The following is a 21502-nucleotide window of genomic DNA, read 5'->3' as shown; positions in this document are numbered from 1 at the left end:
TCAGGCAGGGGCAGCGCTACTGAGCCGGGCACTGCCGGTTCAGTTTGAAAAGGTCGCGCAGTGTAACGGCAAAAAGCCGACTTGCTAAGAGCCAATCGGCGCCAATTTACAGCTCTTTTGCGACGTCATCCCCTTGGGCGCGAAGATAGCGCTTCAGGGCTGCCAAAGAGTCCGGGCAGTACGGCTTTTGCTGGATTTCCAGCAGGACCTGATCGATCGGGATAAAGCGCGCTTCCAGCACCTCTTCCGGCTGCAGGATCAATGGGCCGTCCCACACCGCCGAAAACGCCGAACACCAAAGCCGATTGCCGGTGTCCTCGAAGAAAAAGTGATCGTGGGCGGTCAGTTCCACACCGCTCACCCCCAGCTCTTCTTCCAGCTCACGGGCCGCCGATTCGGCGTAGGTCTCGGTGGCCAGCACCATGCCGCCGGCCGCCACGTCCCAGTAACCGGGATAAATCGCTTTGCTCAGGGTGCGCCGGTGAACGCACAGCTCGCCGGCAGAATTGAACAGCATGATGTAGGTGCCGCGCCCGATCAGCCCACGTTCACGCAGGTCGGAGCGCACCAAGGCGCCGAGCAGGTTGTCCTGCTCGTCGACCCAGGCGATCTGTTCGGCATCGGAGGCCGCGCGGTGGGCGGCCTCTTTAGCGCTATCTACCATGACTCAGCCCTGATTGAGCAGTTGACGCAAGTCGATCACCGCGGCGTTAGCCCGGGAGATGTAATTGGCCATGACCAGCGAGTGGTTGGCCAGCACACCGAAGCCGCTGCCGTTGAGGATCATCGGACTCCAGACCGGCTCTTGCGAAGCCTCCAGCTCACGGATGATCTGGCGCACGCTGACCGTAGCGTTTTTCTTCGCCAGCACATCGGCGAAGTCGACTTCGATGGCGCGCAGCAGATGGGACAAGGCCCAGGCCTGACCACGGGCTTCGTAGAACACGTTATCGATCTGCATCCACGGGGTTTCAACGACTTCTTCGTCAACCTGCGGCACCTGGCCGAGCGCCGGGACTTCGGTTTTCAGCGCGGTGTTGAGCTTGACCCGGCCAACGCTGGCCGACAGCCGTTGCGACAGCGAACCCAGACGAGTCCCTACATCACCCAGCCAGTTGTTCAGGTTGTCGGCGCGGGCGTAGAACAGCGCGCTCTTCTGGTCCGGCCCCGACAGGCGTGCCTGATAGCGGCTCAGGGAGTTGATGCCTTCCTGATACTCGGACTCACTGGATGGCAGTACCCAGCTCTTGTTGTCGAAGTTGAAGCGCGGCTCGGCCTTGGCCAGGTCGGCGTCTTCGGCGGACTGCGACTGGGAGCGGGCGAAGTCTTTACGCAGCGCACGGCTCAGGTCGCGGACCTGGACCAGCACGCCATATTCCCAGCTCGGCATGTTGTCCATCCACAGGCCCGGCGGGAAACGGTCGTTGGAAATATAGCCACCCGGTTTGGTCAGCAAGGTACCGGCGACGGTCTTGAGGGTTTCCACCGTGGTGTACCCGACCACCATCTGCTTGCCTTCTTTCTCAGCTGCCATCTGGGCATTCTGCTGAACCGGGAACAGCGCGGGTTCCTGGCTCCAGTACCAGCCCAGCGCGATAGCCACCAACAGGTAAAGGCAAATCAGAGTGGCCAGCGCCCGGCTGAACAACAGGCCACCAAAATAACTGCGGGTGGCTGATTTCGGTTCAGCGGCACGCTCAGGCGCGCTGCCCGTGCGGTTCTTCCAGTCCAGCATGGCGATATCCTTTCAATCACTTGAGTTCATCGGTTCGACTACAACCCTACGCCATCGTGCCTTATTTGCCGCGCATTAAATCCTGCGGGACACAGCGAGCCATACAATGACTGCAATCGAAGCCATCACTATAAATGAAGCACAGCGTTGAGCCTATGCGACCAGTCGGTCGGGAACTGAATGATGTCGCTTTGCAGATTATTGACATAGGACACTCATGCCATCGAAAAGAGGTGCTAGCATAGAGCCACCAGTCGATCTCAGCATGCACCCTAACTAGTAGTCAGGATATGACCGAGCCAGAAGACCCCAGCCGTGAGCGCCTCAAGCACCACTTTGCCCAGCGGGTAATTCATCAGGCACGTCAGATTCTTGAGATATGGCAACGTCTGCAACGCAATGAATGGTCCATCACCGACCTGTCGGAGCTGAGCGAGGCCAATCTGCGCCTGCTGCGCTTTGCCGAACGTTTCGAACAACCGGAACACACCCTGCTGGCCCGTCATATCGGCCAGTCGCTGGAGGCCGTCGACGCCAATCGCGGACGCCTGAGCAGCGGATTGATCACTGACCTCAACCGCCTGATGCAGCGTTTGTCCCGCACCGGCCTGCGCCATGGCGATCAGCTCGAACACACCTTTCTGCCACCGCTGCGCAAGCCGATCTACGTGATGCTGCAGGATCACGACCGGGCCGAACGGCTGGCCAAGCAACTTGAATTCTTCGGGCTCAGCGCCCAAGCCCTCGACAGCGTCGCCGCGTTCCGCGCCTCGATGGTCGAGCGTTTGCCGGCGGCGATCGTGATGGATGTCGACTTCAGCGGCGCCGGCATCGGCCTGAAACTGGCGGCCGAAGCCCAGCAAGGCTTGGAGCAGCCCTTGCCGCTGTTGTTTTTCAGCCTGCACGAAACCGACACCCCGACCCGCCTCGCCGCCGTGCGCGCCGGGGGCCAGGAGTTTCTCACCGGCACCCTCGAAGCCTCGAGCCTGCTGGAAAAGATCGAAGTGCTGACCTGCGTCGCCCAGTACGAACCCTATAAAGTGCTGATCATCGACGACTCCCGCGCCCAGGCCCTGCACACCGAGCGCCTGCTCAACAGCGCCGGGATCGTCACGCGGACCTTGATCGAACCGATCCAGGCCATGGCCGAGCTGGCGGATTTCCAGCCGGACCTGATCATCCTCGACATGTACATGCCGGCCTGCACCGGTACGGAACTGGCCAAGGTGATCCGCCATAACGACCGCTATGTCAGCGTGCCGATCATTTATCTGTCGGCCGAAGACGATCTGGACAAGCAGCTCGACGCCATGAGTGAGGGCGGCGACGACTTCCTGACCAAGCCGATCAAGCCGCGCCACCTGATCACCACCGTACGCAACCGCGCGGCGCGGGCGCGCAATCTGAAAGCGCGGATGGTGCGCGACAGCCTGACTGGCTTGTACAACCACACCCATATCCTGCAGCTGCTCGAAGACTGTTCATTCCGTGCCCGTCGCGAAAACAAGCCGCTGAGCTTTGCGATGCTCGACATCGACCACTTCAAACGGGTCAACGACAGCCACGGCCATCCCATGGGCGACCGGGTGATCAAGAGCCTGGCGCTGTTCCTCAAACAACGGTTGCGCAAGACCGACTTCATCGGCCGTTACGGCGGTGAAGAGTTCGCCATCGTCATGCCGGACACCGATATTGAATCGGCCTACAAGGTGCTCGATGAAATCCGTCAGCGCTTTGCCGAAATTCACTACCCCGCGCAGCCCCAGGACCTCTGGTGCACCTTCAGTGCCGGCATCGTCGAACTGCACGAAGGCTCCGACAGCCTGATGATGGCCACACAGGCAGACGAGGCGCTGTACCGCGCCAAGGACGCCGGACGCAACCGCGTGCAAGCCGCGCGGGAGTCAAAGCAAAGTGCCACTTTTTCATCGGAATCGACCGATTCGGTCATAACGCTGTAACAGAAACGCAATAACTTCAGGCACTTACCATTCTGCCGTTGGTAGTCCGCAATGCGCCTGAAGCTGTTGACCAATCTCAATACCCTCCTTCTGGTCGCCGTGTGCGTGGCCCTCGGCGCTACCCTCTGGTGGTCGCAAAAAGCCCTGGAACGCCCCTATCTGTTGATGGAGCATTACCTGGGCCTGTCCCAGCAGTTTCAAAATGAAGTGGCGCGCAACGTCGAGGATTACCTGGCCAGCGGCGATGCCCTGCGTCTGAGCAGCGCCAGCCAGGCCATCGACAGCCTGCAAAAGGAGCTCGGCGAATTACCTCCGAGCCTGGCCGATACCTTGCGCCCCAGCCTGTCGAACCTGGAGGAGTTCAGCAAGACGGACCTGCTGGCTGCCGGCAAACTCGCCGGCGATCCACAAGCCCTGCTGTTGCAAGCTGAACGCGAGCTCGGTGCCAGCCTCGATCAGCTCAGCCAGTACGCCAACGGCAACGCGGCGTACCTGACGCCTTTGCTCGCAGCGTCCCTGCATCTGAGCAAGTTGTCTTTGGCCCGGGACAAACTGGTCAGCAGCGGGCGCAGTGAACTGGCCGCCGATGTCGAGCGCGAAGTCACCAGCATCCGCGTTCAGGCTGAACAATTGAACACTTTGCCGCTGCTGGGGGTGACTGCCAGCAGTGAATCGAACACCGATGACTTCTCCGCCATGATGGGCCTGGAGAACCCCGAGAAAGCCGTCGCCGAAGACGCCGGCGTCAGCCTCAAGCGTGAACTCAACAGCCTGCTCACCCGCTACCCGACTGAACTGGCACGCACGCGCGAACAGATCCAGAAACGCGCCGACCTCAGCACCGCGACTCACTTGAAAATCACCGCCGTGCAGCAGGCCATCGCCGGGCTGGAACCGGTGGTGCGCGCCCAGCACGGGCAGATCCAGGGTGAAGTGCGGCTGATGCAGGGAGTAATGATCGGGCTGATCCTACTGATCGCCTTGCTTATCGACACCTTGCAGCGCCGCCTGGCCCGAACCCTGACCAATCTGGCACCCGCGCTTTCGACCTGGGCCGAGGGCGACTTCAGTCGCGACATTCAACTGGGTGCGACCAACCGCGAACTGCATGACATTCAAGCTTCGCTCAATCGCTTGCGTGCCTATCTGGTCGACCTGGTGGGGACCATTCGCCTCAATGCCGAGCAAGTCGCCGGCAGCAGCCGGACGCTGGCCGAATTGAGCAATGACCTGCACAGCGGCGCCGAGCATCAGGCCGGCGACACCGCGCTGATCCGCGACTCCCTCGGTGAACTCGAGGCGACGATTCAACAAGTCGCCGGTGATGCCAGCCAGGCCGCGGACGCCAGTCGTCATGCAGGGCTGGCGGTGGAACATGGTCAGAAGGTCATCGGCCTGAGCCTCACCGGGCTGCATGCGCTGGTGGGTGAAGTGCAAGGCAACGCGCAGATGATCGAACATCTGGCCGAAGAGTCGGCGACCATCGGCGGCGTGCTGACGGTAATTCGTTCGATTGCCGACCAGACCAACCTGCTGGCCCTGAACGCCGCCATCGAAGCGGCCCGCGCCGGGGAGATGGGCCGGGGATTTGCGGTGGTGGCCGAAGAGGTTCGTTCACTGGCGCAGCGCACCGCCGGTGCCACCGCCGAGATTCAGACACTGATCGCCGGCCTGCAAACCGCCGCGCGGCAATCGGTCGAAGGCATGCGCGCCCAGGTCGAACACGCCGAAGCCACGGCCAACCAGGCCCAGGCCGCCGACGGTGCGCTGGATAAAATCGTCGGAGCGATCCAGACCATTTCCGACACCGCCGTGCGCATCGCCGATGTCACTGCCCAGCAGAGCGGCGCTGTCAGCGAAATCCGCGATCACAGTGAGCGGATTCATCAATTGGGTGGGGATAACTTGCTGAGGATTGGTGAAGGGCGCAGCCAAGGCGAACATTTACTGACATTGGGTGGGCAGTTGCATACAGCGGTGCAGGCATTTCGGGTTTAAGGGCTCGGGCCTGAACGCTACCAACGAGCAAGATTATCGACACCTGAGTTTTTGTATGAAAACTCCTGTTTATCTATACGGTGCTTTTAGTCATCGTTTTGATGCTAGAGTTTAGCGCTTCAATCAATCGAGCGTGCACAGGAGTGCCCCGTGATAGTTCCAACGTCGCCCCCTGGCGTATCAACGCCCGATACAGGAACTACTCAAAAAACTGCATACACAATCGTCGCCTCCTCCCTGCTAGTTGTATGCTTGGCTTACATCGGCTGGACATGGCTCATGTCTTCCGGCAACCCAGTGCTGACCGATGTAGTACTTAAACTACCCCTTGGCGAAAACGGCTTCATCTACGGCGTCAAAGATGATCGAGGCGGAGCAACAGTACCGTTCAGCTATCGATACTATGTCTATCGCGAACTGACATCCAACGAGCAAATAGCGTCTGAACTCAAGACCGCTGGTCCGTTTTTAGTCACCCGAGATCCAGCCATAAAGGTCGATATCCAAGGTTCAACTATCAATGTATCGACCAACCAGGAAGTCTATGAGTATCACAGCAGCACGCTGTTTCGACATACCAACAGTAACCACTACACCCCTGTAACAATCAACTTGTGTAAACACTCCAGCGATCAACCAACAAAGTAAGCCCGAAGCCTGACTGAAACACCTCCCTGCAGGAGCTGCCGAAGGCTGCGATCATTTGATGTTGATCCTGGCGGCGGATCGAGCGTTGAAGATCAAAGCAAAATATCGCAGCCTTTTGGCAGCGCCTACGGGAGATCGGCGTAGTCGCATACATTGCACACTCAGCTATCATGCCCGCACCTCCAATACGCGAGATTGTCATGCGCCGTTTGCTCTGCCTGCTGTTTTTAGTGCTCGCCCTCCCGGCCTCCGCCGCCGGGTTGCTGGACAGTCGCCCCAGTTCCACCCTGGGTTCGATCAACAACAGCGCCGATTTCCTGCCGGTGCGCGAAGCCTTTCAGTTGGGCCTGGTAGAAAGCACGCCGCAATCGATCAAGCTGCGCTTCGTCGCCACCGAGGGCTATTACCTCTACCGCCATCGTTTCCAGTTCCGCGCCGAGCCGGCTGACGTCGGCCTCGGCGCGGCGCAACTGCCCAAGGGCGAACAGAAGCACGATGAATACTTCGGCGATGTCGAGGTTTACCACGGCATTCTCGACGTAGAACTGCCACGCACCGATTCCCGCGCCTTTACGCTGGCCGTGACCTATCAGGGCTGCGCCGACAAAGGCCTGTGCTACCCGCCCGAAACCGAACGCCTGAGTATTGATGGCAGCGGTGCCACGACCACAGCCTGGGGCTGGCGCGAACTGGCGCTGTTCTTCCTCGCAGGCCTCGGGCTGACCTTCACCCCCTGTGTGCTGCCGATGCTGCCGATCCTCTCCGGGGTAGTCCTGCGCGGGCAGATCGGCGGTTTACGTGGCTTCAACCTGTCGCTGGCTTATGTGCTGCCGATGGCCATCTGTTTCGCCCTGCTGGGTGCCTTGATGGGTATGTTCGGCGCACAGCTTAATCTTCAGGCGCGCTTGCAATCGGCCTGGGTGCTGGTGCCGTTCGCGCTGTTTTTCGCAGTGTTTGCCTTGGCGATGTTCGGGGTGTTCGAACTGAAACTGCCCTACGCCATCAGCAGCCGCCTGGACCGGATCGCCGGGCGCACCGAAGGTGGCTCACTGTGGGGCGCGGCGGTGCTGGGCGTGGTGTCGAGCCTGCTGGTTTCGCCCTGCGTCTCGGCTCCCCTGGCCGGTGCGCTGCTGTACATCAGCGCCAGCGGCGATGCCTTGGGCGGCGGATTGAAACTGTTCATGCTTGGCCTGGGCATGGGCGCGCCGCTGTTGCTGGTGGCGACTGGCGGCGCGGCCTGGTTGCCGAAAAGCGGGCCGTGGCTGATCTACGTGAAAAACGCGATTGGTGTGCTCTTGCTGGGGCTGGCGATCGGTTTGCTCAGCCGAGTATTGCCGGGCCAGATCACCTTACTGTTGATCGGCTTGCTCGCCGGTGGCGTCGGTTTGTTCATGGGCGCGCTGGAGTTCGTCTATAAGCCGCCGAGAAAACGCCTGGGGCAATTGCTGGGGATGTTTCTGCTGTTTTATGCACTGGCCTGTTGGTACGGCGCGTTCAGCGGTCAGTCCGATCCATTCAACCCCATTGGCCAGCCGCGTCTCGTCGCCAGCAACGAGCAGCAAGCGCCAATCGCCAACACCTGGCAAACCATCACCACTCCAGCAGAACTGGATCGCGTCCTCGCCGAAGCCAAATCCTCCGGCACGCCGCTGCTGCTCGACTGGTACGCCGACTGGTGTATCAGTTGCAAAGTCATCGAACACCAAGTGCTCAACGATGCCAATGTCGTCGAACGTCTCAAAGGTTATCGACTGATCCGCTTCGACATCACCGCCAGCAACACCGAACAGCGCGCCCTGCTCGACCGCTACAAGCTGTTCGGCCCTCCCGCGCTGATGTTTTTCGGCAGGGACGGCGTCGAACGCACCGATGTGCGAGTGATCGGCGAGATAAACGCCACGGACTTCGCCGAACGTGTTGCGAAAGCAAATGACCGGATTTAATCACCCGGTCACATATTTCGCGCAAACATCGGCCATCGTGCTGCCTATTGCATAGAACTGGACAGTCACAAAGGCTTTGCGGCATAGTCGCCGGGTTCTGACAATTGCACACAGATAACAAAGGAGCAGCAGATGGCGACCCTATTGGTTTTGCACGGCCCTAACCTGAACCTGCTCGGCACCCGGGAACCGGGCGTCTATGGTGCAACCACCCTGGCACAAATCAACCAGGACCTGGAACAGCGGGCGCGCAATGCCGGCCACCATTTGCTTTACCTGCAAAGCAACGCCGAGTACGAATTGATTGACCGCATCCACGCAGCACGCGGCGAAGGTGTGGACTTCATTCTGATCAATCCAGCAGCTTTTACGCATACAAGTGTCGCATTACGTGACGCGCTGCTGGCGGTGAGCATCCCATTCATCGAAGTGCATTTGTCTAACGTGCACAAACGCGAACCTTTCCGCCATCACTCTTACTTCTCCGATGTAGCGGTGGGAGTGATCTGCGGCCTTGGCGCCAGCGGTTATCGACTGGCCCTGGAGGCCGCACTAGAGCAGCTTGAAAGACAGGCAACGGCTTGAACAACAAGCGTTAAACGCCCCTGACCGACCCTTGGGAGTTGATGATTCATGGATATCCGTAAAGTTAAGAAACTGATCGAATTGCTGGAAGAGTCCGGCATCGACGAGCTTGAGATCAAGGAAGGCGAAGAGTCCGTACGCATCAGCCGTCACAGCAAGACGCCGGCTCAGCAGTACTATGCACCGGCTCCGATGCATGCACCGGCACCGGCACCAGTTGCTGCCGCCGCTCCGGTTGCTGCCGCTGCGCCTGCGGCTCCAGCTGCACCTACGCTGAACGGCTCCGTTGCCCGTTCGCCGATGGTCGGTACTTTCTATCGCAAATCTTCGCCGTCCTCGCCGTCCTTCGTTGAAGTTGGCCAGACCGTGAAGAAAGGCGACACCCTGTGCATCGTCGAAGCCATGAAGATGATGAACCACATCGAAGCTGAAGCCAGCGGTGTGATCGAATCCATCCTCGTCGAAGACGGCCAGCCGGTTGAGTACGACCAACCGCTGTTCACCATCGTTTGAATCGCGGAGAGCCTTTGATGACTGCGAAGTTGGAAAAAGTTCTGATCGCCAACCGCGGTGAGATCGCCCTGCGGATTCTGCGTGCCTGCAAGGAAATGGGCATCAAGACCGTCGCCGTTTACTCCAAGGCCGACAAAGAGCTGATGCACCTGGGCCTGGCAGACGAATCCGTCTGCATCGGTCCGGCCTCCGCCGCTCACTCCTACCTGCACATTCCGGCCATCATCGCCGCCGCTGAAGTGACCGGCGCAACCGCCATTCACCCAGGCTACGGTTTCCTCGCGGAAAACGCCGACTTTGCCGAACAGGTCGAGAACTCCGGTTTCGCGTTCATTGGCCCGAAAGCCGATACCATCCGCCTGATGGGCGACAAGGTATCGGCCAAGCACGCCATGATCGCCGCTGGCGTTCCAACCGTCCCGGGCTCCGACGGCCCACTGCCTGAAGACGAAGAAACCGCTCTGCGCATTGGTCGCGAAGTCGGTTACCCGGTGATCATCAAAGCCGCTGGTGGCGGTGGTGGTCGTGGCATGCGCGTGGTGCACAAAGAAGAAGACCTGATCTCCTCGGCGAAACTGACCCGCTCCGAAGCGGGCGCAGCGTTCGGCAACCCGATGGTCTATCTGGAAAAATTCCTGACCAACCCACGCCACGTGGAAGTTCAGGTACTTTCCGACGGTCAGGGCCACGCCATCCATCTGGGCGACCGCGACTGCTCGCTGCAACGTCGTCACCAGAAGGTTCTTGAAGAAGCGCCGGCACCGGGCATCGACGAGAACGCGCGCGAGGAAGTCCTCGCCCGCTGCGTCAAGGCTTGCATCGACATCGGCTACCGTGGCGCCGGTACTTTCGAGTTCCTGTACGAGAATGGCCGCTTCTACTTCATCGAGATGAACACTCGTGTCCAGGTAGAGCACCCGGTATCGGAAATGGTCACCGGCATCGACATCGTCAAGGAGATGCTCAGCATCGCCGCCGGCAACAAGCTGTCGTTCACCCAGGATGACGTGGTCATCCGCGGTCACGCGCTGGAATGCCGGATCAACGCCGAAGACCCGAAAACGTTCATGCCGAGCCCAGGCACGGTCAAGCATTTCCACGCACCAGGCGGCAACGGCGTTCGCGTCGATTCGCACCTGTACAGTGGCTATGCCGTTCCGCCGAACTACGACTCGTTGATCGGCAAGCTGATCACCTACGGCGCAACCCGTGACGAAGCCATGGCGCGCATGCGCAATGCGCTGGACGAAATCGTTGTCGACGGGATCAAGACCAACATCCCGCTGCACCGTGATCTGACCCGTGACGAAGGCTTCTGCAAAGGGGGAGTGAACATTCACTACCTCGAGCACAAGCTGGCCGGCGACAAGCACTAAGCTTCAGCCGGAACATGACAAGGCCGCCTTCGGGCGGCTTTGTTGTTTCTGGAGATCCCGCCCAGAAACCTTGTGGCGAGGAAGCTTGCTCCCGCTCGGTTGCGCAGCAGCCACAAGACCATTCATCCGAGTTGTGTCAGACAGAGCCATATCTGCCATTCTGGGACCGCTTCGCGCTCCAGCGGGAGCAAGCTCCCTCGCCACAGAGACCGACGTCTCCGCTATTGGATGGCAACCCGGTCGTCTTCTGCCGCGCGCTCGCGTAAACTTGCGCGCTTCTCGCAGCCCGCTAGGCTGCAATCTATATTTTTCAAAGGTGCCCGCCATGCCTTGGCTGCAAGTCCGTCTCGCCATCAGCCCAGAACAAGCCGAAACCTACGAAGACGCTTTCCTTGAAGTGGGCGCCGTGTCGGTGACCTTCATGGACGCCGAAGATCAGCCGATCTTCGAGCCGGAACTCAACACCACCCCGCTGTGGTCGCACACACACCTGCTGGCCTTGTTCGAAGGCGGCACTGACGCCGCCAGCGTGCTGGCCCACCTCGAGTTGCTGACCGGCAGCCCGCTGCCCGAGCATCACAGCGAAGTGATCGAAGACCAGGACTGGGAACGCAGCTGGATGGATGGCTTCCAGCCGATGCGTTTCGGTCAGCGCCTGTGGATTGTCCCGAGCTGGCACGCCGCCCCAGAGCCTGACGCGGTGAACCTGCTGCTGGACCCGGGCCTGGCGTTCGGCACCGGCACTCACCCGACCACCGCGCTGTGCCTGGAATGGCTCGACGGCCAGGACCTGAAAGACTGCAACGTGCTGGATTTCGGCTGCGGCTCGGGGATTCTGGCGATTGCCGCCCTACTACTGGGCGCCAAGCAAGCCGTCGGTACCGATATCGACGTGCAGGCCCTGGAGGCCTCCCGCGACAACGCCGGACGCAACAACATTGCCGACGAGCTGTTCCCGCTCTATCTACCGGAAGATTTGCCGCAGGTTCAAGCCGACGTACTGGTCGCCAATATCCTCGCCGGCCCGCTGGTTTCCCTCGCTCCGCAACTGTCCAGCCTGGTCAAGCCCGGCGGTCGCCTGGCGCTGTCGGGCATCCTCGCCGAACAGGGCGAAGAAGTCGCCGCCGCCTACGCTCGCGACTTCGATCTGGACCCAATCGCCAATCGCGACGGCTGGGTACGCATCACTGGCCGTCGGCGCTAGAATGAGCGCCTGCATAAACCGGATTGCCGCATGACCGATAGCTTCGTCACCCAGTGCCCGCATTGCCAAACCAGCTTCCGCGTCAGCCATGCACAGTTGAGCGTGGCCCGTGGGGTGGTTCGTTGCGGCTCCTGCTTGCAGGTGTTCAACGCCGCCAGGCAGCTGCTTGAGCAGCGTGCCGGCAAGGAAGCGGTAAAACCGGTTGCATCGGCGCCCATAGAGCCGCCAGTGCAGCGGGCCATCAGCCAAAAGCAATGGACCGCGGCCGAAATGGACCTGGACAGCCTGGACCTGGACGAAGAACTCGCCCGACTCGAACAGCGGGAGATCCAGCCGACGACGGAGTTCGGTCGCTCCCGCGAAGACAGCCTCAGCGCTCGTCGCGACAGCACCGAACACGACGAAGCCCCTTGGCCCGACAGCCTCTTCAGTGAGTCGGCCGCCGATCGTGCGCAAACCGCCGACGCGCAGACACCAGCACCGATGGTCGAACCGACGATCGAGCCAAGCAAACACTCGCGCACCGAGCCTTCGCTGTCCATGGAGCCCGTGCCGCTGGACGATGAGCCCGAGATACAGCAGCTGCGCCTGCACGACCCGCTCGACGCCCCGATCCCTTTTGGCAGCCTGTCGGCGAAAACCGATGACGACGAGATCGACGATGACCTGCCCTCCGTCGAGCCCCTGCGCAAGCGACGCGAACGCAGCGAACCGGCCATGCGCACTGAAGTGCTGCAGGACCTGACCGACGACCCGTTGCAACTGGACTGGCAAAAACGCCGCTCCCCCTGGGGTCGGCGCTTTTTCTGGCTGCTGCTGATCCTGCTCGGCGCCGCCGGCCTCGTTGGCCAGTACGTCGCCTACCACTTCGACGAACTGGCGCGCCAGGACCAATATCGTCCGTGGTTCCAGCAACTGTGCCCGCACATCGGCTGCACAGTGCCGTCCAAGGTCGACATCGCGAAAGTCAAAAGCAGCAATCTGGTGGTCCGCAGCCACCCGGACTTCAATGGGGCACTGGTGGTCGATGCCATCATTTATAACCGTGCGCCCTTCTCCCAGCCGTTCCCGCTGCTGGAGCTGCGTTTTGCCGACCTTAACGGCCACCTGATCGCCAGCCGTCGCTTCAAGCCCGGCGAGTACCTCAACGGCGATCTCGAAGGCCTGGCCGAAATGCCGCCGCAAACGCCGATCCACATCGCACTGGACATTCTCGACCCAGGCCCCAAAGCGGTGAACTACAGCCTGAGCTTCCATTCGCCCGAGTGAAACACTCAAGCGTTGCAGGCTTGACGGCGGTTTCCTGACTTTGACCGTTCAAACCAAACCGCTGGCGATAACGAATTAGTTGTTCAGATTTTGTTCAATTCAGCCTTTATCCAGTCATCGAGAGCGGGTATCATGCCAACCCTTTTTCGAACTCTCATGATCCGGCCCCACAACAGGGAAGTCCTATGTCGGCGGTACGCATCGGTCCATATACATTGCACAACGGCTTGATCCTCGCCCCCATGGCGGGCGTCACCGACCAGCCCTTTCGTCAGCTGTGCAAACGATTGGGCGCAGGACTTGTAGTCTCGGAAATGGTCACCAGCGACATGAGCTTGTGGAACACCCGCAAATCGCGGATGCGCATGATCCACGAAGGCGATCCCGAGCCCCGCTCGGTACAGATCGCCGGCGGAGATGCGCAGATGCTGGCGGATGCGGCCCGAGCCAACGTCGAGCTGGGCGCACAGATTATTGACATCAACATGGGCTGTCCGGCAAAGAAGGTCTGCAACAAGGCCGCCGGCTCCGCACTGTTGAAAGATGAAGCATTGGTGACCGAGATCCTGCAGGCCGTGGTGGCTGCGGTCGATGTGCCGGTCACCCTGAAGATCCGCACCGGCTGGGACCGGGCGAACAAGAACGGTCTGACGGTGGCGAAGATCGCCGAACAGGCAGGCATCACGGCGTTGGCCGTACATGGCCGCACGCGTGCCGACCTGTACACCGGGGAAGCTGAGTACGACACCATTGCCGCGATCAAGCAGGCGGTGTCGATTCCGGTCTTCGCCAATGGCGATATCGATTCGCCCGAGAAAGCCCGGTATGTGCTCGACGCGACCGGTGCCGACGGCCTGTTGGTGGGTCGGGCTGCCCAGGGGCAGCCATGGATTTTTCGTGAGATCGACCATTATCTGCGTACCGGCGAAAAACTCCCGGCACCGGAACTGATCGAGGTGGAATGTATTCTGCTTGAGCATCTGGCCGCGCTGCATGCCTTCTATGGCGCCGTCATGGGCGTGCGCATAGCTCGCAAGCATGTGGGCTGGTATCTCGCAACCTTGCCGGGCGCCAGGGAGTTTCGCGCCCACTTCAATCGTTTGGAAGATACGGAAGCACAATGCGCCTACGTTCGAGGCTTCTTCGCCGAACGTTACAAGAGCCTGACAGGGGACGGAGAAGGGGTGGCCGCATGACGATGATGACCGAGACTTTAGTGAGTGGAACAACACCCGTGAGCGACAACGTGAATTTGAAACAGCACCTCAATACACCGAGCGAAGAAGGTCAGACCCTTCGCGGGAGTGTCGAGAAGGCGCTGCACAATTATTTCGCCCACCTTGAGGGCGCTGCCGTCACGGATGTGTACAACCTGGTGCTCTCCGAAGTCGAGGCTCCCCTGCTCGAATGCGTGATGAACTACGTCAAGGGTAACCAGACCAAGGCCAGTGAGCTGCTCGGACTGAACCGGGGCACCCTGCGCAAGAAACTCAAGCAGTACGATTTGCTGTAAGCATTCAATCAAACCAGAAAGGCGCCCGCGTAAAACCGGTCGCCTTTTTTGCTGACTCCTTTGCTTTTGATGGAAATTGAGATGACCGACCAGACTACCCGCCTGCCGATCCGCCGCGCCTTGATCAGCGTTTCCGACAAGACCGGGATCCTTGAATTCGCCAAAGAGCTCGAAGCCCAGGGCGTAGAGATCCTCTCCACCGGCGGGACGTTCAAGCTGCTGCGCGATAACGGTGTTGCCGCAGTGGAAGTCGCGGATTACACCGGTTTCGCAGAAATGATGGACGGCCGGGTGAAAACCCTGCACCCGAAAATCCACGGCGGGATCCTCGGTCGTCGCGGTATCGACGACGCCATCATGAGCGAGCACGGCATCAAGCCGATCGATCTGGTAGCGGTCAACCTGTACCCGTTCGAAGCCACCATCAACAAGCCAGGCTGCGACCTGCCGACTGCTATCGAGAACATCGACATCGGCGGCCCGACCATGGTCCGTTCGGCAGCAAAAAACCACAAAGACGTGGCCATCGTGGTGAATGCCAGCGATTACGCCAACGTTCTGGAAAGCCTCAAGGCCGGCGGCCTGACCTACGCTCAGCGTTTCGACCTGATGCTCAAGGCCTTCGAACACACCGCCGCCTACGACGGCATGATCGCCAACTACATGGGCACCGTGAACCAGGCGGCTGAAACCCTCTCGACCTCCGGCCGCAGCGAATTCCCGCGCACCTTCAACAGCCAGTTCATCAAGGCTCAGGAAATGCGCTACGGCGAGAACCCGCACCAGAGCGCGGCGTTCTACGTTGAAGCCAAGCCTGCCGAAGTCGGCATCGCCACCGCGACCCAACTGCAAGGCAAGGAGCTGTCGTACAACAACGTGGCCGACACCGACGCCGCGCTGGAATGCGTGAAGAGCTTCGTCAAGCCGGCCTGCGTGATCGTCAAGCACGCCAACCCGTGCGGCGTGGCCGTGAGCCCGGACGCCGAAGGCGGCATCCGTCAGGCCTACGAACTGGCCTATGCCACCGACACCGAGTCGGCGTTCGGCGGCATCATCGCCTTCAACCGCGAGCTGGATGCTGAAACCGCCAAGGCTATCGTCGAGCGGCAGTTCGTCGAAGTGATCATCGCCCCAAGCGTCAGCGAAGAAGCCCGCGCCATCGTGGCAGCCAAAGCCAACGTACGCCTGCTGGCCTGCGGCGAGTGGTCGGCTGACCGCGTTCCGGCCTGGGACTACAAACGCGTCAACGGCGGTTTGCTGGTACAGAGCCGCGACATCGGCATGATCGGCAGCGAAGACCTGAAAGTGGTGACCAAGCGCGCGCCAACCGAGCAGGAAATCAACGACCTGATCTTCGCCTGGAAAGTCGCCAAGTACGTCAAGTCCAACGCCATCGTCTACGCCAAGAACCGTCAGACCATCGGTGTCGGCGCCGGCCAGATGAGCCGCGTGAACTCCGCGCGCATCGCCGCGATCAAGGCTGAACATGCCGGCTTGCAAGTGCAGGGCGCGGTCATGGCGTCGGATGCATTCTTCCCGTTCCGTGATGGCATCGACAACGCGGCCAAGGTCGGTATCACTGCGGTGATCCAGCCAGGTGGCTCGATGCGTGACAGCGAAGTGATTGCAGCCGCCGACGAAGCAGGCATCGCGATGGTGTTCACCGGCATGCGCCACTTCCGTCACTAATAAGACAACGGCCGCACTGAACCCGGTATCTGCTGCGTTGGAGCCGACCTCGATGATGCTCATTGCCAAAAGGCAACTCCGCTCATCGAGGTCGACTCCGCCTTGCATCTACCGGCTTCATTGCGACCTCCTACGGCGTGAAGCGCTTTAGGTTCCAAAACAGAATTAGCGTCATCCGAGGTTTTTGAAATGAATGTTTTGATCATTGGCAGCGGTGGCCGTGAACACGCCCTGGCCTGGAAAGTGGCTCAGGATCCGCGCGTGCAGAAAGTGTTCGTTGCCCCGGGCAACGCAGGCACCGCCATTGAAGCCAAGTGCGAGAACGTCGCCATCGACGTGCTCGCCCTCGAGCAGCTTGCAGATTTCGCGGAGAAAAACGTTTCCCTCACCATCGTCGGCCCGGAAGTGCCGCTGGTTGCAGGCGTTGTCGATCTGTTCCGCTCCCGTGGCCTGGATTGCTTCGGCCCGACCGCGGGTGCCGCGCAACTGGAAGGTTCGAAAGCCTTCACCAAGGATTTCCTGGCGCGTCACAAGATCCCGACCGCCGACTACCAGAACTTCACCGAGATAGAGCCGGCCCTGGCTTATCTGCGTGAAAAAGGCGCACCGATCGTGATCAAGGCCGACGGCCTGGCCGCCGGCAAAGGCGTGATCGTGGCCATGACCCTGGCCGAAGCTGAAGACGCGGTGCGCGACATGCTCGCTGGCAACGCGTTTGGCGATGCCGGTTCCCGCGTGGTCATCGAGGAGTTCCTGGACGGCGAAGAAGCCAGCTTCATCGTCATGGTCGACGGCAAGAACGTGCTGCCGATGGCCACCAGCCAGGACCACAAACGCGTCGGCGACGGCGACACCGGTCCGAACACCGGCGGTATGGGCGCCTACTCCCCGGCACCGGTCGTCACCGCCGAAGTCCATCAGCGGGTCATGGACCTGGTGATCTGGCCAACCGTGCGCGGCATGGCCGAGGAAGGCAACGTCTACACCGGTTTCCTCTATGCCGGCTTGATGATCGACAAGGCTGGTAACCCAAAAGTTATCGAGTTCAACTGCCGTTTCGGCGATCCTGAGACCCAACCGGTGATGCTGCGCTTGCAGTCGAGCCTGGTGTTGCTGGTCGAAGCGGCCCTGGCGCAAGCGCTGGACAAGGTCGAAGCACAGTGGGATCCACGTCCGAGCGTCGGCGTCGTATTGGCCGCTGGCGGTTACCCGGGTGACTACGCCAAAGGCGTTGCCATCAACGGTCTGGATGCAGCCGCGGCACTGGAAGGCAAAGTCTTCCACGCCGGCACTGCACTCAAGGACGGCCAGGTGGTGACGGCCGGTGGTCGGGTACTGTGCGCAACCGCCATGGGCACCAGCGTCGACGCAGCCCAGCAGCAGGCTTACAAACTGGCGGCTAAAATCGACTGGGAAGGCTGCTTCTATCGTAAGGACATTGGCTACCGTGCCATTGCCCGCGAGCGTGGCGAAAATCAGGAATAAGCCATCCATTCGGCCAGGCAAGGGCTTGCAGCCCTTGCCGGACTATTCCGGCGCCGCGCATAGTTATATTCTGGCATCAACCTACGAAGGGATTTCGCCGTGCGCTGGCTCAGGATTGCCATAGGCTTCACCGTCACTCTGCTGACCTTGCTCTGCATGCTCCCGGCCCAGGCCTCGCAAGGCAGTGGCTGGGCGGTATTGCTCGACGAACAGGGCGATCTACAGCTGAGCGACATCCGCTCCGGCCGCTACACCAATCAATTCAGCCCCGTCGAACTCGACCGCCTCACCGCGGCCGGGCCTGACGGTGCGCTGTGGCTGCGTTTCAGGCTGGCCCCCGGCAAACACGAACAGTTGCTGAGGGTGTTCGCCCCCGACCTGTCGCACCTCAATCTGTATGTGCTCGACGGCGACCAGCTGATCGATCAATTGAATACCGGCACCGGGCAGCCTCAGGCTGAGCGCCCCCTGCCCGGCAACGACTTCATGTTGCCGCTGCCACAAAGCGACAAAACCCTCGACGTCTATATGAGACTGGTCTCCGAACACCAGTTTCGGCCTTACATCACCCTGCAATCGGCGGTCATGAGTGCAGCCACTCAGAACCAGACGTTGATCTACGGTCTGCTCTTTGGCTGTCTCGGGATGCTGATCCTGCATAACCTGACCCGCTACACCTACACCCGCTCGCGCAGCAGCCTCTGGCTGGCAGCGTGCGAAGGGTTGCTGCTGCTCAGCCTGGTGCTGCTGCTGAACCTGGCCCGACCATGGCTGCCGAACTGGTCCGTCGTACAAACACCCGGGGCCTATCTTGCCTTGCTGCTGACCGCACCTTGCGGCCTGATGTTCGCCTACCGCTTCTTCGCCCCGCTCGGCCCACATCCGCTGAACAAGCTGCTGCTGGGGGACATCCTGTTCATCGTGGCCTGCGGCCTGCTGCTGTTGTTCGTCAACACCCTGCCGCTGAACCTGATCACGTACGCACTGGTTGCCCTGGCCGGCCTGAGCATGTTGTTCGTCAGCGCCCATCACTGGCAAAAAGGTTATCGCCCGGCTCGCCTGTTCGTGGCGGCCATGGTGGTGTTCAACCTTGGCACGTTGATTATCCTGCCGGCGCTGCAGGGGCTGACCCTTGTCGCCCCGCAAGGCCTGATCATCACCCTGCTGGTGTTTATCTGTATCAGTGGCCTGTTGATGAGTGTGGCCCTGGGCGAGCGACAGCGTAGCATCACTGAAGACCGTTTCAGCGTCAGTCGCGACCTGGCTGCCAGCAATGCCGAAATAAACGCCAAGGCCGAATTCCTGGCGAAAATCAGCCACGAAATCCGCACCCCGATGAATGGTGTGCTGGGCATGACCGAACTGCTGCTGGGCACACCGCTGTCGGTCAAGCAGCGCGACTATGTGCAAACCATCCATAGCGCCGGCAACGAACTGCTGACGCTGATCAACGAAATTCTCGACATCTCCAAGCTCGAGTCCGGACAGATCGAGCTGGACGATGTGCAGTTCGACCTCAATGCCCTGATCGAAGACTGCCTGAGCATCTTCCGCGCCAAGGCCGAACAACAAAACATCGAGTTGATCAGTTTTATCCAGCCACAGGTACCGCGCGTCATCAGCGGTGATCCGACGCGCCTGCGCCAGACCCTGCTGAGCCTTCTGGAAAACGCCCTGAAGAAAACCGACGAAGGCGAGATTCTGATCGTCGTCGCCCTGGATGAACGCAGCGCCAAACCGCGGCTGCGCATCGCCGTGCAGGACAGCGGCCAGCCGATGGAGGCTGAAGAACGCGACGCACTGATGCACGCCGAGCTGCACAGCAAGCATTTCCTCTCGGCCACCAGCCTGGGGGGCAATCTGGGGCTGGTGATTGCTCGTCAGCTGATCCGTTTGATGCAGGGCGAATTCGGCATCAAGAGCGGCGCCAACCAGGGCAGCACATTGTGGCTGACCCTGCCACTGGACCCGGACCGTCTCGAGCATCCGACCTCGGACCTGGACAGTCCGTTGCAAGGCGCACGCGTACTGGTCGTGGACGACAACGACACCTGTCGCAAGGTGCTGGTGCAGCAGTGCAGCGCCTGGGGCCTGAACGTCAGCGCCGTACCGTCCGGCAAGGAGGCCCTGGCGCTGCTGCGCACCAAGGCCCACCTGCGCGATTATTTCGACGTGGTCCTGCTGGACCAGAACATGCCTGGTATGACCGGCATGCAACTGGCCGCCAAGATCAAGGAAGACCCGAGCCTGAACCACGATATTCTGCTGATCATGCTCACCGGCATCAGCAACGCGCCGAGCAAGATCATCGCGCGCAACTCCGGGATCAAGCGCATCCTCGCCAAGCCAGTGGCCGGCTACACCCTCAAGACCACCCTGGCGGACGAACTGAACCAGCGCAACAACGGCCCGGCGACCTCGCAGCACCTGCCCACCGGCCCTACCCTTCCGGTCAAGGTACCCAGCGACTTCCGCATCCTGGTGGCCGAAGACAACAGCATCTCGACCAAGGTCATCCGCGGCATGCTGGGCAAGCTCAACCTGCAACCGGATACCGCCAGCAATGGCGAAGAAGCCTTGGTGGCAATGAAGGCCCAGCGTTACGACCTGGTGCTGATGGACTGCGAAATGCCAATCCTTGACGGCTTCTCCGCCACCCAGCAATTGCGTGCCTGGGAAGTCGGCAACCAGCGGATTCGCACCCCCGTGGTGGCGTTGACCGCGCACATCCTCGCCGAGCACAAAGAGCGCGCGCGTCAGGCCGGCATGGACGGGCACATGGCCAAACCAGTCGAGCTGTCGCAGTTGCGCGACTTGATCGAGCATTGGGTTGCCCAGCGCGATCATCAAAATCGTACGGCTTCGACGTTCTGAGCAATCTCCCGTCGCGCGCCGACAACTTTCTAAACCGGCTGATAGACTCCGCTCCAACAATCTCCTGCCGCGAGCCGACATTATGCTCCACGTGTTATTCAGCGTTTATCTGAAGATGCTGGTGCTCTACAGCCCGTTCTTCGTGTTGTCCTGTTTCATCAGTCTGAGCCGCGGTTATTCGCGCAAGGAACAACGTCGCCTGGCCTGGAAAGTGGCAATTGCCACACTGGTTTCCAGCGTCTTGCTGTACCTGTTCGGGAGGGTGATATTTGACGTGTTCGGCATTACCGTGGATGCATTTCGTATCGGCGCCGGCAGCGTGCTATTCATCTCGGCGCTGGGCATGGCCCAGGGCAAGTCGGTGGTGCAGACCGATAACGTGCAGCAGGACGTGACCATCGTCCCGCTGACCATCCCCCTGACCGTCGGCCCGGGCACCATCGGTGCGCTGTTGGTGATGGGTGTCAGCCAACCGCACTGGGACGACAAACTCACCGCGATCCTCAGCATTGCCCTGGCCAGTTTCACGGTGGGGGTGGTGCTTTACTTGTCGAACCGCATCGAGCGGATTCTCGGCGACCAGGGCCTGCAGATCGTCAGTCGTTTGATGGGACTTTTTGTCTGTGCACTGGCGGCACAGATCATCTTCACCGGTGTGAAAGGCTATCTGGTGCCCTGAGAGGCGCACAACTCCGTCATCCCATGAACG

At 60.6% G+C, this 21502-nt stretch carries 17 protein-coding genes; 15 read left to right on the top strand and 2 right to left on the bottom strand.

The window, feature by feature from the left end:
• Positions 1-106 precede the first annotated feature (106 nt).
• Positions 107-664, bottom strand: coding sequence for an NUDIX hydrolase (locus PSH69_RS03045; RefSeq protein WP_019582277.1), 558 nt, complete (start codon positions 662-664; stop codon positions 107-109).
• A 3-nt stretch (positions 665-667) separates the two neighbouring features.
• Positions 668-1735, bottom strand: a complete 1068-nt coding sequence (locus tag PSH69_RS03040; protein WP_018928417.1) for a DUF2333 family protein — start codon at positions 1733-1735, stop codon at positions 668-670.
• A 290-nt stretch (positions 1736-2025) separates the two neighbouring features.
• Here PSH69_RS03040 and gcbA point away from each other — a divergent pair, with 290 nt between their 5' ends.
• From gcbA to PSH69_RS02965, 15 genes are all read left to right on the top strand, one after another.
• Positions 2026-3696 carry a diguanylate cyclase GcbA gene (gene gcbA, locus PSH69_RS03035; protein ID WP_305410999.1) on the top strand — a complete coding sequence of 557 codons (1671 nt, stop codon included), beginning with the start codon at positions 2026-2028 and terminating at the stop codon, positions 3694-3696.
• Between the two features lie 51 nt (positions 3697-3747).
• On the top strand, positions 3748-5694 hold the full coding sequence (locus PSH69_RS03030; RefSeq protein WP_305410998.1) for a methyl-accepting chemotaxis protein: 1947 nt from the start codon (positions 3748-3750) through the stop codon (positions 5692-5694).
• A gap of 279 nt (positions 5695-5973) precedes the next feature.
• The gene (locus PSH69_RS03025) at positions 5974-6342 is read left to right on the top strand and encodes a hypothetical protein (RefSeq protein ID WP_230175426.1); all 369 of its coding nucleotides are present in this window, start codon (positions 5974-5976) and stop codon (positions 6340-6342) included.
• Between the two features lie 200 nt (positions 6343-6542).
• A complete protein-coding gene (locus PSH69_RS03020; RefSeq protein ID WP_305410996.1) occupies positions 6543-8285 on the top strand; it encodes a protein-disulfide reductase DsbD in 1743 nt (580 codons plus the stop codon).
• Between the two features lie 132 nt (positions 8286-8417).
• Entirely contained in the window at positions 8418-8870 is a 453-nt protein-coding gene (gene aroQ, locus PSH69_RS03015) for a type II 3-dehydroquinate dehydratase (RefSeq protein ID WP_007937215.1), read from the top strand.
• Positions 8871-8918: 48 nt separating this feature from the next.
• Positions 8919-9383 (top strand): acetyl-CoA carboxylase biotin carboxyl carrier protein, encoded by a 465-nt coding sequence (gene accB / locus PSH69_RS03010; RefSeq protein WP_019582271.1) that lies wholly within the window; start codon positions 8919-8921, stop codon positions 9381-9383.
• A 17-nt stretch (positions 9384-9400) separates the two neighbouring features.
• Positions 9401-10759, top strand: a complete 1359-nt coding sequence (accC, locus tag PSH69_RS03005) for an acetyl-CoA carboxylase biotin carboxylase subunit (protein ID WP_007937211.1) — start codon at positions 9401-9403, stop codon at positions 10757-10759.
• A gap of 325 nt (positions 10760-11084) precedes the next feature.
• Positions 11085-11963, top strand: coding sequence for a 50S ribosomal protein L11 methyltransferase (prmA, locus tag PSH69_RS03000; RefSeq protein WP_019582270.1), 879 nt, complete (start codon positions 11085-11087; stop codon positions 11961-11963).
• 30 nt (positions 11964-11993) lie between these two features.
• On the top strand, positions 11994-13232 hold the full coding sequence (locus PSH69_RS02995) for a DUF3426 domain-containing protein (RefSeq protein ID WP_305410995.1): 1239 nt from the start codon (positions 11994-11996) through the stop codon (positions 13230-13232).
• Between the two features lie 185 nt (positions 13233-13417).
• A complete protein-coding gene (gene dusB, locus PSH69_RS02990; RefSeq protein ID WP_305410994.1) occupies positions 13418-14428 on the top strand; it encodes a tRNA dihydrouridine synthase DusB in 1011 nt (336 codons plus the stop codon).
• Positions 14425-14745 (top strand): DNA-binding transcriptional regulator Fis, encoded by a 321-nt coding sequence (fis, locus tag PSH69_RS02985; RefSeq protein ID WP_007907419.1) that lies wholly within the window; start codon positions 14425-14427, stop codon positions 14743-14745. The genes dusB and fis overlap by 4 nt, the downstream gene beginning before the upstream one ends.
• 81 nt (positions 14746-14826) lie before the next feature.
• Positions 14827-16434: a bifunctional phosphoribosylaminoimidazolecarboxamide formyltransferase/IMP cyclohydrolase gene (gene purH, locus PSH69_RS02980; RefSeq protein ID WP_305410993.1), complete on the top strand. Its 1608-nt coding sequence runs from the start codon at positions 14827-14829 to the stop codon at positions 16432-16434.
• A 189-nt stretch (positions 16435-16623) separates the two neighbouring features.
• Positions 16624-17919 carry a phosphoribosylamine--glycine ligase gene (gene purD / locus PSH69_RS02975; RefSeq protein WP_019582268.1) on the top strand — a complete coding sequence of 432 codons (1296 nt, stop codon included), beginning with the start codon at positions 16624-16626 and terminating at the stop codon, positions 17917-17919.
• A gap of 99 nt (positions 17920-18018) precedes the next feature.
• Positions 18019-20793 carry a hybrid sensor histidine kinase/response regulator gene (locus PSH69_RS02970; protein WP_018928427.1) on the top strand — a complete coding sequence of 925 codons (2775 nt, stop codon included), beginning with the start codon at positions 18019-18021 and terminating at the stop codon, positions 20791-20793.
• Positions 20794-20875: 82 nt separating this feature from the next.
• The gene (locus PSH69_RS02965) at positions 20876-21472 is read left to right on the top strand and encodes a MarC family protein (protein WP_018928428.1); all 597 of its coding nucleotides are present in this window, start codon (positions 20876-20878) and stop codon (positions 21470-21472) included.
• Positions 21473-21502: the final 30 nt, after the last annotated feature.

It is taken from the genome of Pseudomonas sp. FP1740, from assembly GCF_030687165.1.
Taxonomy (GTDB): Bacteria; Pseudomonadota; Gammaproteobacteria; order Pseudomonadales; family Pseudomonadaceae; genus Aquipseudomonas.
Note: the sequence above shows the minus strand (reverse complement) of the source record. Positions and strands in the feature narration are given on the sequence as shown.